Source organism: Amycolatopsis orientalis, from assembly GCF_000943515.2.
Taxonomy (GTDB): domain Bacteria; phylum Actinomycetota; class Actinomycetes; order Mycobacteriales; family Pseudonocardiaceae; genus Amycolatopsis; species Amycolatopsis orientalis.
On the sequence record NZ_CP016174.1, the window covers coordinates 7,876,428 to 7,890,595 of the forward strand.

The following is a 14,168-nucleotide window of genomic DNA, read 5'->3' on the forward strand; positions in this document are numbered from 1 at the left end:
CGGATGGTCGGACGTTTCGGATCGAACCTAGTCGCAGTGAGGTATGTCCATGCGACTTTCGGCGGGATCTACTTCTCAGTTACTTCCCCTCGTGGTGACGCCGGGCACAGCGGTCCATCGCGCCTCTTCCGCGGCACTGCGTTCGACCGCGTCGAGGACCATCTGCACCCGCAACCCGTCCTCGAAGGACGGTTCGGGATCCGCGCCTTCACCGATCGCGGTCAGCAGGTCGGCGACCTCGTGGGTGAAGGTGTGTTCGTAGCCGAGCAGGTGTCCCGGCGGCCACCACACCCCGACGTAGGGGTGCTCGGGTTCGGTGACCAGGATCCGGCGGAACCCGGCCTCGGTGGCGGGACCGCCACCGTCGAAAAAGGACAGTTCGTTCATCGACTCGAAGTCGAACGCGAGGCTCGCCTTCGCCCCGTTGATCTCCAGCCGCATCGCGTTCTTGCGGCCCAGCGCGTACCGGGTCGCCTCGAAGGTCGCCACCGCCCCGCCGGAGAAGCGGCCGAGGAACAGCGCGGCGTCGTCGACCGTGACCTGTCCCGTACCGCCCTGGCCGTCGGGCCGTTCGGAGACGAAGGTGTTCGTCAAGGCGGAGACCCCGGTGATGGTCTCGCCGGTGACGAACTGGGCGGCGTCGACGATGTGCGCGCCGAGATCGCCCAGCGCGCCGGAACCCGCCTTGTCCTTGTTCAGCCGCCAAGTCATCGGCGACTCCGGATCCGACAGCCAGTCCTGCAGGTACACCGACCGCACGTGGCGGATCTCGCCGAGCGCCCCGCTCGCGACCAGGGTCCTGGCGTGCGCGAGCGCGGGCACCCGGCGGTAGTTGAACGCCACCATCGACCGGACACCGTTGGCACGTGCCTTCGCCGCCGCCTCCGCCATCGCCTCGGCTTCGGCGAGGCTGTTGGCCAGCGGTTTCTCGCACAGCACATGCTTCCCGGCTTCGAGCGCGGCGATCGCGATCTCGGCGTGGCTGTCGCCCGGCGTGCAGATGTCGACCAGGTCGACGTCGTCGCGGGCGACCAGCGCGCGCCAGTCCGTCTCGACGTCTTCCCAGCCGAACCGCTCCGCCGCGGCCTTGGCCCGCCCTTCGTCACGGCCGCCGAGCACGGCGAGTCTCGGGATCAGCGGTGGGCTGAAGAACCGGTGCACACTGCGCCACGCCTGCGAATGCACCGCACCCATGAACGAGTGACCCACCATGCCGATCCCGATGGTTTCCTTTGCCGTGCTCATGCCCCTCCTAGGTCCGCCTACGTGTGTCGGGATTGCTGGATCAGGAGTCGAAACCGACGTCCATGTACTGGTCGACGTTCTCCTTGGTGACCACCGCGGAGTACGTGGTGATCTCGGACGGGATCTCGTGCTCGGCGAAATCGCCCGCGCCCTTGTTCTGGCCGAGCAGCCGGGCGAGCGAGATCGCGCTCGACGCCATCGACGGGCTGTAGAGCACCGTGGCCTTCAGCGGCTCGGCGTCGGACTTGATCAGGTTCATCGCGTTCTTCGAACCCGCGCCACCGACCATCAGGAAGTTCTTGCGGTTGGCGTTGTTGATCGCCGCGATGACGCCGACACCCTGGTCGTCGTCGTGGTTCCAGAGCGCGTCCAGTTTGGGCGCGGACTGCAGCAGGTTCGAGGTCTGCTGCTCACCGGACTCCGGCGTGAACTGCGCCGAAACACGAGGGCCGACCGCGAAACCCTGACGTGCCAAGGCGTCCTTGAACCCCTTGCTGCGTTCCTGGGTCAGCGGCAGCGAGTCGATGCCCGCGACCTCGCCGATGACCGGGTTCGCGATGTTCTTCGCCTTCATCTGCTTGGCGATGTAGTTCCCGGCGTTGACGCCCATCCGGTAGTTGTCGCCACCGATCCAGGTGCGGTACGCGAGCGGGGTGTCGAAGACGCGGTCGAGGTTGATCACCTGGATCCCGGCGTCCATCGCCTGCTGGCCGACGGCGGTGAGCGCCTTGCCGTCGAAGGGCAGGATCACCAGGACGTTGACCTTGGCGTTGATCAGCGTCTCCACCTGGGAGATCTGCTGGTTGACGTCGTTGGTGCCCTCGGTCGCGTTGAGCGTGACCTCACTGAACTTCTGCGCCTGCGCGCGGGCGTTCTTGGTGATGGCCGCCATCCAGCCGTGGTCGGCCGCGGGCGCCGAAAACCCGATGGTGACGGGGTTTCCGGGCTGCGAGTTCGCCCCGGCGTTGGCGACGTTGGCCGCGTTGTTCTGCGCCGGCGCCTCGTTCGAGGTGCACGCGGTCAGCAGCGCACCCGCTCCGACGGCCGCGCCTCCCAGCAGGAAGCGGCGGCGATGCAGGGATTGTTCGGTCATGACGATTCTCCATCCACGGTGATCAAGTACTCGTCTTGGTTTTCTTGACGGAGCGGAACTGCAGTAGCGCGGCCAGCACGATGATCACGCCCTTGGCGATGTTCTGGATGTCGGTGTCCAGGTTGTTGAGCGTGAAGATGTTGGACAGCACGGTGAAGATCAGCACGCCGATCAGGGTGCCGATGAGCGAGCCGCGGCCACCGGTGAGCAGGGTGCCGCCGATGACGACCGCCGCGATGGCGTCGAGTTCGTAGAGCATGCCGTTGGTCGAGGCGCCCGCGGTGGTGCGGGCGACGACCATCAGCGCGGCGATACCACAGCACAGTCCGGCGACGCCGTAGACGAGTGCGGTGTGCCGCTTGACGTTGATCCCCGCCAGCCTCGACGCCTCGGCGTTACCGCCGACGGCGAACGTGCGGCGGCCGAACGTGGTGCGGTTCAGCAGCACCCAGCCGACGACGAACACCAGCGCGAACATCCAGATCAGCACCGGGATGCCGAGCAGGTCGCCGCGGAAGAACTCCAGGAAGCCCGCTTCCGACACCACCTGCGTGCGGCGGCCGCTGATGCGTTCCGCGAGCCCGCGGGCCGAGACGTACATCGCCAGTGTCGCGATGAACGGCACGATCTTCCCGTAGGAGACCAAGATCCCGTTGACCAGACCGCAGCCGAGGCCGACCAGGAGTCCACAAAGGATCATCACGAACGGGCCGTAGGACTGCGTGGCCAGTGTGGTCAGCCAGACGCTGGAGAGCGCCACGATCGACCCGACCGAGAGGTCGATGCCGCCGGCGATGATCACGAAGGTCATCCCGACGCTGACCACGCCTATGGCCGCGGCCAGCCGGAGGATCGTGGAGATGTTGCCGTCGGTGAAGAACTGGTCCGGCCGGGTCACCTGGCCGACGATGCACAGGATCACCAGCACACCGGTCAGCCCGAGCAACCGGGTGTCCAGCGCGAAGTGTCGCTTTTCTTTGGGTGGCACGGGTTCCACGGCGTTTCCCGTACGCACCGACTCGGCTTGGTCAGTCACGCCGCACTCCCCTCGAGAATCACGTCGAGCACATCCGCCTCTGTCAGCTCCGCAGACGGCCTTTCAGCCAGGACATGTCCTTCACGCAGCACCAGCACCCGGTCGGACAGTCCGAGTACTTCGGGGATCTCGCTGCTGACCAGCACGATCGCGACCCCGGTCGCGGCCAGTTCTTCGATCAGCCGGTACAGCTCGGCCCGCGCACCGACGTCCACCCCGCGCGTCGGCTCGTCCAGCAGCAGCACCCGGCAGCCGCGGACCAGCCAGCGCGCGAGCACCGCCTTCTGCTGGTTCCCGCCGGACAGCGTCCGGATGATCCGGTGCGGGTCGGCGGGCCGGAGATCGAGGCGCCGCAGGCTTTCCCCGGCGTCCTGCAGTTCCCTCGACCGCTCGGAAAACCCGAAAGTCGCGTATTTCGACAGGCTGGCCAGGGTCACGTTGTGCACCACGGGCAGGTCCAGCAGCAGCCCTTGGCTCTTGCGTTCCTCCGGCGCCAGGCCGATCCCGGCTTTGACCGCCGCGGACACGCTGCCCGCCCGTACCGGTTCGCCGTCGACCGAAACCGTGCCCGCGTCCGGTTTGCGCGCGCCGAAGATCGTCTCCAGCAGCTCGCTACGCCCGGATCCGACGAGACCCGCGATGCCGACGACCTCCCCGGCGTGCACGGTGAAGCTCACGTTCTCGAACTCGCCCGCGGTGGTCAGGTTCTCCACCTTGAGCACTTCTTTGTCCGGGTTCACGTGTTCCTGGTGGCGCGGGCCGAACACGGTCTCGACCTTGCGGCCCGCCATGAGCGCGACGAGATCCGACGTCGGTGTCTCCTTGGCGTCGAGGCCGGTGGAGACGGTCTTGCCGTCCTTGAGCACGGTCACGCGGTGGCCGATGCGGCGCAGTTCTTCGAGCCGGTGGGAGATGTAGACGATCGCGACCCCTTCGGCGGTCAGTTCGCCGACGATGCGGAACAGGTTGTCGACCTCTTCCCCCGCCAGTGCCGCTGTAGGCTCGTCCATCACCAGCAGCTTGGCGTCGTAGGCGAGCGCCCGCGCCATCGAGACCAGCTGCTGCCCGGCGGCGGAGAGCTTGCCGACCTCGGTCGACGGCGCGATCTCGGGATGCCCGAGCCGGGTCATCAGTTTCGCGGCCATGGCACGGGATTCGCTGATCCTCGTGAAGCCGAAGCTGGCCCGCTCGCGGCCGAGGAAGATGTTGTCCGCCACGGAAAGCCCTGGCACCAGGTCGAGTTCCTGGTACATGGTGGCGATGCCGAGCTTCAGCGCGGCGACCGGCGAGGGCAACGTGACCGGCTCGCCCTGCCAGAAGATCTCGCCACCGTCGGGACGGTGCGCCCCGGCGAGCGTTTTGATCAGCGTGGACTTGCCCGCGCCGTTCTGTCCGAGCAGGCAATGCACCTCACCGGGTTCGACGTCGAAGTCGACGCGAGAGAGCGCACGGACCCCCGGGAAGGTCTTCACGATCCCCCGGACCGAGAGCAAGGTCATGCCGGCGCCTCCGCTGTGTTCTCCGAAGAATCGACGAATGGGACGAGGGTCGGATCGGCGAAAAGCCGTTCTGTGGCAAGATGCGCGGCCCCGCGCAGCGCCGCGGTGGTACCCAACGGCGACGGCTCGACGCGGCAGGAGGGCTCGTGGCCGAGCGGCCGCGCGGACAGTTCGCGGCGCACCGGCTCGACCAGCCACTCACCCAGCTCGGCGAAGTACCCGCCGAGTACGACGACGTCCGGGTCGAGTACATCGACCACAGTGGACACCGCGATGCCGAGCGCGGCCCCGAGTTCCGCGACCGCCGCGACCGCGCGCTGGTCACCGCGCTGCACACGATGCTTGAGCAGCCCGACCCGGCCGTCGACGCCGAGCGCGGGGTCGTGCAGCGGGTCGCCCGGCGAGGCGGCGCCCCGCACCACCGCGTTGAGCCCGGCCTTGGTCTCCAGACAGCCGATCCGGCCGCATTGGCACTGCTCGCCGGACTGGTCGACGGTGATGTGCCCGACCTCGCCGGCGAAACCCCTGGCACCGCGCAGGATCGCGCCCCCGGAGACGAGCCCGCCGCCGACGCCCATCCCGCCGCTGAGGTAGAAGAGCTCCCGGACCCCGCGCCCGGCGCCCGCGACCGACTCGCCGACCGCCCCGAGGTTGGCCTCGTTGTCGACCCCGATGGCGTCGGCCGCGAGGCCGAGCCGGGCGGCCAGCAGATCGGCGATCTCGGCGTCACGCCAGCGCAGTGTCGGGGCGAACCGCAGCACGGCGGCGGCCGAGTCGACCAGGCCCGGGACGGAGACCGTCACCCCGACCGGCTGGTCGTCGCGCAGCACCTGACCGGCGAGAAAGGCGAGTTCGTCCATACTCCGGTGGAGGCCGAGCGCGGCGACGTCCGCGGCCTCCGACCGTTCGGCGACGACACGGCCGTCGAGGTTCGTGACGACGGCGGCGAAGCGGTCGGCCTCGACGCTCAACGCGAGCCCGTACGCGCTGGCACCGTTCAGCTCGACCAGCTGGCTGGGCCTGCCGTTGGCGCCCGCCTTGAGTCCGGCGGAGCGGACGAGACCGCGTTCGGACAGCTCGGCGATCAGCCCGGAGACGGCCCCCTTGGTGAGCCCGCAGCGCGCCGCCAGCTGAGTACGCGACAGCGGCCCCGCACGCAGCGCCCGCAGGAGCGCGGCGAGGTTCGAGGTACGTTTCCCCGCCGAGAACCCATCGGCGCCGGTCGCCGTGCGTGGGCTGACCGGGTCGAGCTGCCCGGATTCAGTCGCGGCCACACTGCCCTCACTTACGAATCGGCCGTAACAAACTTTGTTACTTAGCCAGCGAAAGTAGGGTGACTGCTGTCACTCGTCAAGGTGACAACAAGACAGAAATGCCCCCCGTCACCCGAATAGCCGTTCGGATCGGTACAGACTTTCGTACTTTTTGAGCAAAAGTCTGTACGATCTTGACGTTACTAATCGGAATCAGGTGAGTGCCCAACGTGCACTGAAGGGCGCCTTTGGGTCCGTCACACAGTGCAGCCGGGAGGCACCTGCCGACCCGGCCCGGGGACGCCCCGCGTGTTATGAACGGGACTTTCATTGCAAATTTTGCAATGAAAGTCCCGTTCATAACACGCTGCGGCGCCTACCCTCAGCTACGCAGGGTGAACGCGCGGTCCGTGGCCGAGGGCCTAGCGGTGTCACTCGCGAAAGGCACCGTCGGGCCACACGATCGTCACCGGCAGCCCACGTTCACGCGCCGCCTCGATGACGTCGGCGGTCCCGCCATGACCGCCGGAGGGACCCCCGTCCCAGACCGCGATCAGGGCCTCGATCCCGCCCAGCACCCGTTCGCTGGCCGCCATGTAGGCCTCGCGGCCGGACTCGGGGAACGGCAGGGTGTCGACGACCACCGCCCGATCGAGCAGCTCGTCGAAGTCGGCCGCGTTGTCCGGCTCGACCTTCCTGGCGCGGTAGTCCTGCGCGGGAAGCACGACCTCCACCGAACCGCCGAGGTCGAGCACCGCGCGGGCGAAGAGCTGGTCGGCGCCACGAGCCAGGCAGGTCACCCCGACGAGCGGCTCGTCCGTCAGCACGGCAAGTGTCCGGTGAAGAGCATCGGCGATCAACGGCACGGTGGCCGTGGACAGATTCGAGTGCCCGGTGATCCCGATGCGGCGCAACGAAGTTCCTCTCACCTCAGCTGCTCAACGTGAACGCGCGGTCCGTAGCCGACCAGGCGGCACCGATGACACCGGCGGTGTCGCCGAGTTCGGACAGCACGATCGGCAGGTTCCCGGTCGCCAGCGGCAGCGACCGCCGGTAGACCGAGCTGCGGATCTCGGCGAGCAGCTGATGGCCGAGCTGCGCCACGCCGCCACCGATCACGACCATGCCCGGGTTCACGAAACTCACCAGCGAGGCGACCACCTGGCCGAGCCGCCGTCCGCCGTCGCGGATCAGGTTGACCGCGCCGAAGTCGCCCGACGCCGCCGCGCGGCCGACGTCCTGGGCGGTGATCGCGCCGCGGTCCGCGACGACGTCGGCGAGGTACGCCGACCGGCCGCTGCGCGCCAGCGTCAGCCCGTCGCGGGCCAGCGCGGCGCCGCCGAAGTACGCCTCGAGACAGCCTGTCTCACCGCAGGCGCAGGTCGGGCCGTAGTCGTCGAGGCGGATGTGCCCGATGTCGCCCGCGGTACCCGCGACCCCGCGGTACACCTTGCCGCCGAGCACGATCCCGCAGCCGATACCGGTACCGATCTTGACGAACACGAGGTCGTCGATGGAGCGGGCGACCCCGGCGTGCCGTTCGCCGAGGGCCATCGAGTTCACGTCGTTGTCGACGGTGACCGGGCAGCGCAGCAGCCCGCCGAGATGGTCGCGCACGGAGAACCGGTCCCAGCCGGGCATTATCGGCGGGGCGACGGCCATGCCCTCGGCGAAGCTCACCGGCCCCGGCAGGCCGATCCCGGCGGCGATCAGTTTGCCCGGCGCCTCTTCACGGATCTTCTCCGCCAGCTCCACGACCCGTTTGAGGACGGCGTGCGGCCCTTTCCGGACGTCGCAGTCCTCGACGGTGTGCACCAGCACCTCGCACGAAGCGTCGGTGAGGGCGACCCCGACCGACGTCGCGCCGACGTCCACGGAGAGCACGCGCAGGTCTCCCGCCAGCCGCACCAGCGTCGAACGCCTGCCGCCCCGGCTCGCCGACGGACCCGCCGTCTCGACGAGGCCGACCTCGGCGAGGCGCGTGACCTCCGCACCCACCCGGGCACGCGGCAGCTCCAGCCGCTCCCCCAGTTCGACCCGGGACATCGGGCCCTCGTCCCGCAGCAAGGTGAGCAACTGGGTCTGGTGCCGGGTTTCGACCATCGGATGCTCCGTGGTGGATGCCGTGCTCATTCAGCTGAGCCTACGGCGTTCCGCACGCGGTGTCCCGAAGGCCACGGCCGCGGCGCGCACCGGACAGCACGGACCCCCGGACGCGTCCGGACGGGAACAAACCCACCGGCCCGCCTTCAGTCCATTTTAGACACCCGGTGCCGGGACTCCGCGCGGGCGAGGATCCACGACGGGATCAGCACGATCGCGGTCACCCCGACGATCCACCAGTGGGTGTCCGCGATGGCCTCTGCGCTGCCCGGGGCGGCGGCGAGCCGCGCGGAGACGACCGCGGTCAGGATGGACGTCCCGAAGGACGCACCGATCCGTTGCAGCATGGCGAAGATCGGCATGGCATGCGAAATCCGTTCCCTGGCCACCAGGATCAGCCCGGCGGCGAGGGCCGGGGTCGTGGTCAGCCCGATGCCGCAGCCCCGGACGATCTGCACGGCCGAGAGCCATCCGTAGCCGTCGGATCCGGTGAGCAGCGCCAACGGCACCGTGCCGGCGATCGTGACGATCAGCCCGGCGAAGATCACCCGCGCGCCACCGATCCGGTCGGTCAGCCTGCCCGCGAGGGGCAGCGCCACCACGGTGCCGAGCGCCAGCGGCGCGGTCAGGAGGCCGGTGGCGACGAGGCTTTCGTGCCGGACGTCGAGGTAGTAGAGCGGCAGGACGATCATCGCGCCGAACAGTGCGATCCCCATGCAGAAGATCACGGCGGCGGCCGCGGCGAAGGCGCCGTCGCGGAACAGCCGCAGATCGAGCAGCGGGGCCCGCGAACGCGGCGCGGTGACGGCGAAGACGGCGAGCAGGATCGCCCCGGCGATCGCCGGGACCGGGGCGAGTTCAGCGGCGCCGTAGACGAGTAACGGCAGGCCGGACACGGTGAGGAGCAGACCGCGCAGGTCCAGCGACCGCGCCGCTTCCGGGCTTTCCCTCGGCAGCCATTTCCGGCCCAGCAGCAGGCTGAGCACCGAGATCGGCACGTTCACCAGGAACAGCGCCGACACGCCGAGTCCTTCGGTGAGCAGGCTGCCGGACAGCGTGCCGAGCACCGGTGCGAGATAGATGGGGATGCTCAGCACGGTCATCATCCGGCCGAGCCGCTTCGGCCCCGCCGCCACCGCGAACAGGATCTGCCCCGCCGGGACCAGCAGCCCGCCCGCGGCGCCTTGCAGGACACGGAAAACGATGAGCGCCTCGATCGACGTCGCCGTCGCGCAGAGCGCCGAGAACAGCGCGAACAAGCCGACGCACCCCAGCCACAGCTTGGTCGCCCCGAACCGGCGGCTCGCCCAGCCGCTCACCGGCACCATCGCGGCGAGCGCGAGCAGGTAACCGGTGGCGATCCACTGAGCGGTCCCGAGCGGTGCATGGAACTCCGCCGCGATCGTGCCGAGCGCGACGTTGACGACGGTCGACGTGAACATCGACAGGAACCCACCGAGGGTCAGGATCGCCGCCATCCCCCACAGTGCGGGCGTGATGCGCTCGTCCCCCGGACACCCGATCATCCCACCAGCCAATCTTATCAGCGTTAAGATCTTAACAGTGATAAGATTCGGTTAAGTTGTCAAGTCCGTGGCGGACGGGCGAAAGTGTGCGCATGGTCGTGAGACGGGATGGCTACGTTCGAGCCGCGCTCGAACTCCTCGACGAGGTCGGGCTCGACGGTTTGAGCCTGCGCAAACTCGGGGAGAAGCTCGGCGTGCGTGGCCCCGCGCTCTACACGCACTTCAAGAGCAAGCAGGCGCTGCTCGATCAGATGGCCGAAACCATGCTGGACGACGAACTCGCGCCGCTGGGCGATCCCGCGGCGGCCGACTGGGCCGCGTGGCTGACCCGGCGCGCCCGCACCATCCGCCGCACCCTGCTGTCCTACCGGGACGGCGCCCGCCTGCACGCCGGCTCCCGCCCCACCGAACGTTCGGCGATGACGCCGCTGATCAAACCGTTGCTGGAAGCCGGTTTCACCGAACAAGACGCGACGCACGCGATTCTCGCCATCAGCCGGTACACCCTCGGCTGCGCGATCGACGAACAGCAGCGCGCCGAGGACGACCACGACGAGGATCCGGCCGCCTCGTTCGAATACGGGCTCTCCCGCTTGATCGCCGGGCTCCGCGCCGACGTCGCCATCGCGGAGCCGCCGGACCAGGACGTCGCCTGACGGGGCTCGCGAAGCCGGTCCGTGAAGGAATTGGGACGTTGAGTGTCCCAATTCCTTCATGGACGCGGGACACGCCGGTTGCGAAGCTTGATCGGGGACATGCACCCCAGAACCCGGCACAACCCGAGTGGGGAAGATTCCGGACGTTCAACGTCCGGAATCTTCCCCACTCGAACCCCGCAGGCACCAGCGCCACCCCTCAACGCAGCCGGGAGCCCATGAAGGCACTCGCTGTGACTGGCGGCGCGCAAGTGTTACCACTAGTGAGGGGAGCGTGGAGGATTTGGGACGTTGAACGTCCCAAATCCTCCACGCTCGAACCTTGACCTCGTTCAGAGCACCGTCACCTCGAACAACCCCACCGAACCCTGCGCCCACAAGCGATAGCGCGAGAACCGCGCGGCCAGCTGGGCGTCCAGTTCCTCGAAGGAGTCTTCGAGGTTGTTCATCACGCCGTCCCCGTTGAGCGATTCCAGCGCTTTCGGCGCCAGCTTGCCGTGCTCGACACCGCGCGCGAGCACGGTGCTGCCGAAGATCCGGCCGCCGGGTTCGACGTAGGGCAGCACCTGGTCGAACACCGTCGCCTTGTGCGCCATCGAACCGGGCAGGCAGTGCAGCAGGAAGTTCAAGCCCACCGAACCGAACCGCGCCTCGCCGAGGTCGAGCGGTTCGAACACGTCACGCCGGTAGGCCTCGGGGCGATACCGCGCCAGCCGCGCGCCGGTGCGGCGCAGGGCGTCTTCGTTGAGGTCCAGCAACACGATCGACGGATCCGGGACCGGGAACCTCGCCTTGTCGAGGAAGTAGCCGGTGCCGGGACCGAGGTCGAGATGCCGCCCGTCGACGTTGCGGTCGTACAGCCGCTTCATCTGGGTGCTGGGGCAGCGCCACACCCGCGAGCACACGAATCCGAGCACCCACAGGTCATAAGCGGCGAGGATCGGCTTCCGGCTGTAGACGGCCGCGCCGGCGAGCACCTCGTCCGTGCGGGGTTCGAGCGTTCCCCCGGTCATTTGGCGCGCTCCTCGGCGTACTCCTTGGTCAGGCGGAGGTTGCCCATGCTGTTGGCGCTGAGCACCTTCCGCAGGTACCGGCGGGCGCCTTCGACGGTGGTCCCCTCCCCCAGCAGGTGCAGGCCCTCCGGCCTGATGGTGCAGGTGTGCCGCGCGCCGAGCAGGATCCCTTCCGGCGTCTCGGTGAACGTCCAGTGGCCGGTGTGCGCGTCCATCGTGGCGGGCGGTTTGATCTGTTTGTAGACGATCTTGTTGCCGCTCAGGCAGATCCGGACCGAACGGGTGGTGTGCTCCGAACCGTCCGCGGAACGCGTGTCCATGTCGAAGAACTGGACCGTCGGCGAGGGCTGCTCCAGATCGAGGGCGAGCACGTGGGGAACGCGCTCCGGCCACTTGTCCGCCTCGAACAGATAGTCGTAGCAGTCCTCCAGTCCACCGGAAACGAAAAGCGGGTCCTCGAAGGAGATGACCAGGCGGTCCAGTTCCTCCGCCCGCTCGGCCCGGTCGCGGACGGCGTCCAGGAATTCGCGGCACCCGTCCGCGATCGCCTCGTCGGCCTCCCTGCTGCCGGCGGAGACCTCCGCCCGGACCCGCAGTGCCGTCTTGCCGTACGGCTGTTCCTCGACGGTCCAGGTGGTGACGTCCGGCGCGCCGCCGACCTCGCGGACCGCGAAGACCTGCGTGCCGTCGTCGGACAGACGGCGCCGCTCACGCCAGGTCTGCACACTGTGGTCGTCGACGAGCATCCAGTGCTGGATCAGGTCGGGTTCGAGGAATTCGGCGTGCACGGCCGGTCGGTACCACTGTGGCCAGGAAGTCACGTCACAGATCAGCTGGCGGACCAGTTCGGCGGGAGCCGCCACCATCACCTGGTCTTCGACGATCGATTTCCGCACTGCTGTCTCCATTCCTCGTCGGCTGGGTGCGCCCACGATCGCGGCCCGGCTTCGAGCAGACGTCCAGCAGGGCTGGACGCCTCGCGCGCGAACGGGAATCGAAGCCGCCGGGTGATCCTCGGTGGACACCGAGGATGAGGAGACACCGTGAGCCCGTATGTCGAGGTCCAGCAGTTCTACGCGCGGCACATGCACCTGCTCGACGCCGGTGCCGCCGAGGAGTGGGCGGCCACCTTCACCGAGGACGGCACCTTCACCGGCCCCGGCGAGCCGGAACCGCTGCGCGGTCGTGCCGAATTGATCGCGACCATGAGCAAGGCCGCGGCCGAGCAGAAGGCCGCCGGCGAGCAGCGGCGGCACTGGCACGGGATGGTGGACGTCGAGGAACTGCCCGACGGGAACCTCCAGGCGACGTGCTACGCGCTGGTGTTCTCGACGTTCCAGGGCAAGGATCCCCAGCTGCGCCGGACCTGCGTCTGCCGGGACATCCTGGTGCGCGAGAACGGCGAACTGCGCGTGAAGGCGCGCTTCGTGACGCGCGACGACCTGCCCTGACCGTATCCACAAGTCCGTGAAGGCCTGGCGGATTCACATGGTGGTTGCAACACGCATTGTTTGTTGGTCTGAGAGTAGTGCTTCGAGGGCTTCGGCGGGTGTGTGCCAGCCGAGGGTCTCCCGGGGTCGTCCGTTGAGTTCGGTGGCGACGCGGGCGAGGTCGGCTGGGGTGTGCTGGGTGAGGTCGGTGCTTTTGGGGAAGTATTGGCGGAGCAGGCCGTTGGTGTTCTCGTTGGTGCCGCGTTGCCAGGGTGCGTGAGGGTCGCAGAAGTAGATGTCCAGGCCGGTGGCCAGGGTGATCTGCTGGTGGTGGGCCATTTCTTTGCCTTGGTCCCAGGTCAGGGACTTGGCCAGCAGTGGTGGCAGGGTGTGGATGATCTCGGTCATGGCGTGAGCGACGGTGGCGGCGTCGCGTCCGTGGGGCAGGTGCAGCAGCATCACGAACCGGGTCGAGCGTTCGACCAGGGTTCCGATCGCGGACTTGTTGTCCTTGCCCAGGATCAGGTCGCCTTCCCAGTGCCCGGGGACCGCGCGGTCGGCGGCCTCGGCGGGCCGGGCGGAGATGTTGACCATGTCCTTGAGCCCGCCGGGGGTGCGTTCCCGGCGGGCCTGGGCCTGACGGCGTGGCATCCGCAGTGCCCGCCCGGTCCGCAACGCGGCGGTCAGTTCGCGGCGCAGCGCACCCTTTCCCTGGACATACAAGGATTGGTAGATCGTTTCGTGTGACACCCGCATCTCCGGCCGGTCGGGGAACTCCAGCACCAGTCTCCGGGAGATCTGACGCGGGGACCATTTCCGGTCCAGTCCGGCCTGCACCACCTGGCGCAACGAGGCGTCCGCGGCCAGTTTCGCGACCTTCGGGCGTTTCGCGCGTTCCTCAGCCGCGTGCTGGGCACTGACCGCCCGATAGGCACCGGAGGTGCCGGTGTTACGGGCCAGCTCGCGTGACACCGTCGAGGCCGGGCGGCCGATCACCCGCCCGATCGCGCGAGGCCCCTGCCCCGCCGCGGTCAGGCAGGCGATCTCTTCCCGCTCGGCCAGGCTTAACCGGACCGGACCAGGCCGGGTGGGTGCGTTACCGATCACCCCGCCAGCCTGCCGGAACAACCGCACCCCCGTCGTCGGGGACAAGCCCACCGCCCGGGCCGCCGGCTTCGCCGCCACCCCGGCCCGGACCCGATCCCAAAACGCCACCCGCACCGACCGCGGCAACCACCGATGAACCCGCACCACCACAACCCCGCCCTCCATCAGACGGTGTTGCAACAACCCCATGACTCCGAGAGGCCTTCA

13 protein-coding genes are annotated in these 14,168 nt (G+C 68.6%); 2 read left to right on the top strand and 11 right to left on the bottom strand.

From position 1 onward, the window contains the following. Positions 1 to 75: 75 nt before the first annotated feature. The 8 genes from SD37_RS34100 to SD37_RS34135 all read right to left on the bottom strand — a co-directional run bounded on the left by SD37_RS34100 (position 76) and on the right by SD37_RS34135 (position 9,755). On the bottom strand, positions 76 to 1,245 hold the full coding sequence (locus tag SD37_RS34100; protein WP_044851345.1) for a Gfo/Idh/MocA family protein: 1,170 nt from the start codon (positions 1,243 to 1,245) through the stop codon (positions 76 to 78). Between the two features lie 40 nt (positions 1,246 to 1,285). Next, complete coding sequence (locus tag SD37_RS34105) at positions 1,286 to 2,338, bottom strand: substrate-binding domain-containing protein (RefSeq protein WP_044851346.1); 1,053 nt, start codon at positions 2,336 to 2,338, stop codon at positions 1,286 to 1,288. A gap of 22 nt (positions 2,339 to 2,360) precedes the next feature. Continuing rightward, entirely contained in the window at positions 2,361 to 3,335 is a 975-nt protein-coding gene (locus SD37_RS34110) for an ABC transporter permease (protein ID WP_418189833.1), read from the bottom strand. Between the two features lie 35 nt (positions 3,336 to 3,370). Further along, complete coding sequence (locus SD37_RS34115) at positions 3,371 to 4,873, bottom strand: sugar ABC transporter ATP-binding protein (RefSeq protein WP_044851347.1); 1,503 nt, start codon at positions 4,871 to 4,873, stop codon at positions 3,371 to 3,373. After that, positions 4,870 to 6,147, bottom strand: a complete 1,278-nt coding sequence (locus SD37_RS34120) for an ROK family transcriptional regulator (RefSeq protein WP_044851348.1) — start codon at positions 6,145 to 6,147, stop codon at positions 4,870 to 4,872. The genes SD37_RS34115 and SD37_RS34120 overlap by 4 nt, the downstream gene beginning before the upstream one ends. Positions 6,148 to 6,557: 410 nt before the next feature. Then, a complete protein-coding gene (locus tag SD37_RS34125; protein WP_418189794.1) occupies positions 6,558 to 7,055 on the bottom strand; it encodes a hypothetical protein in 498 nt (165 codons plus the stop codon). 1 nt (position 7,056) lies between these two features. Then, positions 7,057 to 8,259, bottom strand: a complete 1,203-nt coding sequence (locus SD37_RS34130; RefSeq protein WP_044851350.1) for an ROK family transcriptional regulator — start codon at positions 8,257 to 8,259, stop codon at positions 7,057 to 7,059. 116 nt (positions 8,260 to 8,375) lie between these two features. Further along, positions 8,376 to 9,755 (bottom strand): DHA2 family efflux MFS transporter permease subunit, encoded by a 1,380-nt coding sequence (locus tag SD37_RS34135; RefSeq protein WP_044851351.1) that lies wholly within the window; start codon positions 9,753 to 9,755, stop codon positions 8,376 to 8,378. Positions 9,756 to 9,847: 92 nt separating this feature from the next. Here SD37_RS34135 and SD37_RS34140 point away from each other — a divergent pair, with 92 nt between their 5' ends. Then, the gene (locus SD37_RS34140; RefSeq protein ID WP_044851352.1) at positions 9,848 to 10,411 is read left to right on the top strand and encodes a TetR/AcrR family transcriptional regulator C-terminal domain-containing protein; all 564 of its coding nucleotides are present in this window, start codon (positions 9,848 to 9,850) and stop codon (positions 10,409 to 10,411) included. A 332-nt stretch (positions 10,412 to 10,743) separates the two neighbouring features. Here SD37_RS34140 and SD37_RS34145 read toward each other — a convergent pair whose 3' ends face one another. Beyond that, entirely contained in the window at positions 10,744 to 11,424 is a 681-nt protein-coding gene (locus SD37_RS34145; RefSeq protein WP_201769660.1) for a class I SAM-dependent methyltransferase, read from the bottom strand. Further along, complete coding sequence (locus tag SD37_RS34150) at positions 11,421 to 12,320, bottom strand: SRPBCC family protein (RefSeq protein WP_201788858.1); 900 nt, start codon at positions 12,318 to 12,320, stop codon at positions 11,421 to 11,423. Before SD37_RS34150 ends, SD37_RS34145 begins: the two co-directional genes overlap by 4 nt. A 147-nt stretch (positions 12,321 to 12,467) precedes the next feature. Here SD37_RS34150 and SD37_RS34155 point away from each other — a divergent pair, with 147 nt between their 5' ends. Next, complete coding sequence (locus SD37_RS34155; protein WP_037308033.1) at positions 12,468 to 12,875, top strand: nuclear transport factor 2 family protein; 408 nt, start codon at positions 12,468 to 12,470, stop codon at positions 12,873 to 12,875. Positions 12,876 to 12,908: 33 nt separating this feature from the next. On the opposite strand, the gene SD37_RS34160 is transcribed toward SD37_RS34155, so the two are convergent. Further along, the gene (locus SD37_RS34160; RefSeq protein WP_418189834.1) at positions 12,909 to 14,126 is read right to left on the bottom strand and encodes an IS30 family transposase; all 1,218 of its coding nucleotides are present in this window, start codon (positions 14,124 to 14,126) and stop codon (positions 12,909 to 12,911) included. Positions 14,127 to 14,168 lie beyond the last annotated feature (42 nt).

Coding starts and splice junctions, on each gene's coding strand:
- SD37_RS34135 (WP_044851351.1), bottom strand. CDS start 9,755: ATGATCGGGTGTCCGGGGGACGAGCGCATCACGCCCGCACTGTGGGGG.
- SD37_RS34130 (WP_044851350.1), bottom strand. CDS start 8,259: ATGAGCACGGCATCCACCACGGAGCATCCGATGGTCGAAACCCGGCAC.
- SD37_RS34105 (WP_044851346.1), bottom strand. CDS start 2,338: ATGACCGAACAATCCCTGCATCGCCGCCGCTTCCTGCTGGGAGGCGCG.
- SD37_RS34140 (WP_044851352.1), top strand. CDS start 9,848: ATGGTCGTGAGACGGGATGGCTACGTTCGAGCCGCGCTCGAACTCCTC.
- SD37_RS34100 (WP_044851345.1), bottom strand. CDS start 1,245: ATGAGCACGGCAAAGGAAACCATCGGGATCGGCATGGTGGGTCACTCG.
- SD37_RS34115 (WP_044851347.1), bottom strand. CDS start 4,873: ATGACCTTGCTCTCGGTCCGGGGGATCGTGAAGACCTTCCCGGGGGTC.
- SD37_RS34145 (WP_201769660.1), bottom strand. CDS start 11,424: ATGACCGGGGGAACGCTCGAACCCCGCACGGACGAGGTGCTCGCCGGC.
- SD37_RS34160 (WP_418189834.1), bottom strand. CDS start 14,126: ATGGAGGGCGGGGTTGTGGTGGTGCGGGTTCATCGGTGGTTGCCGCGG.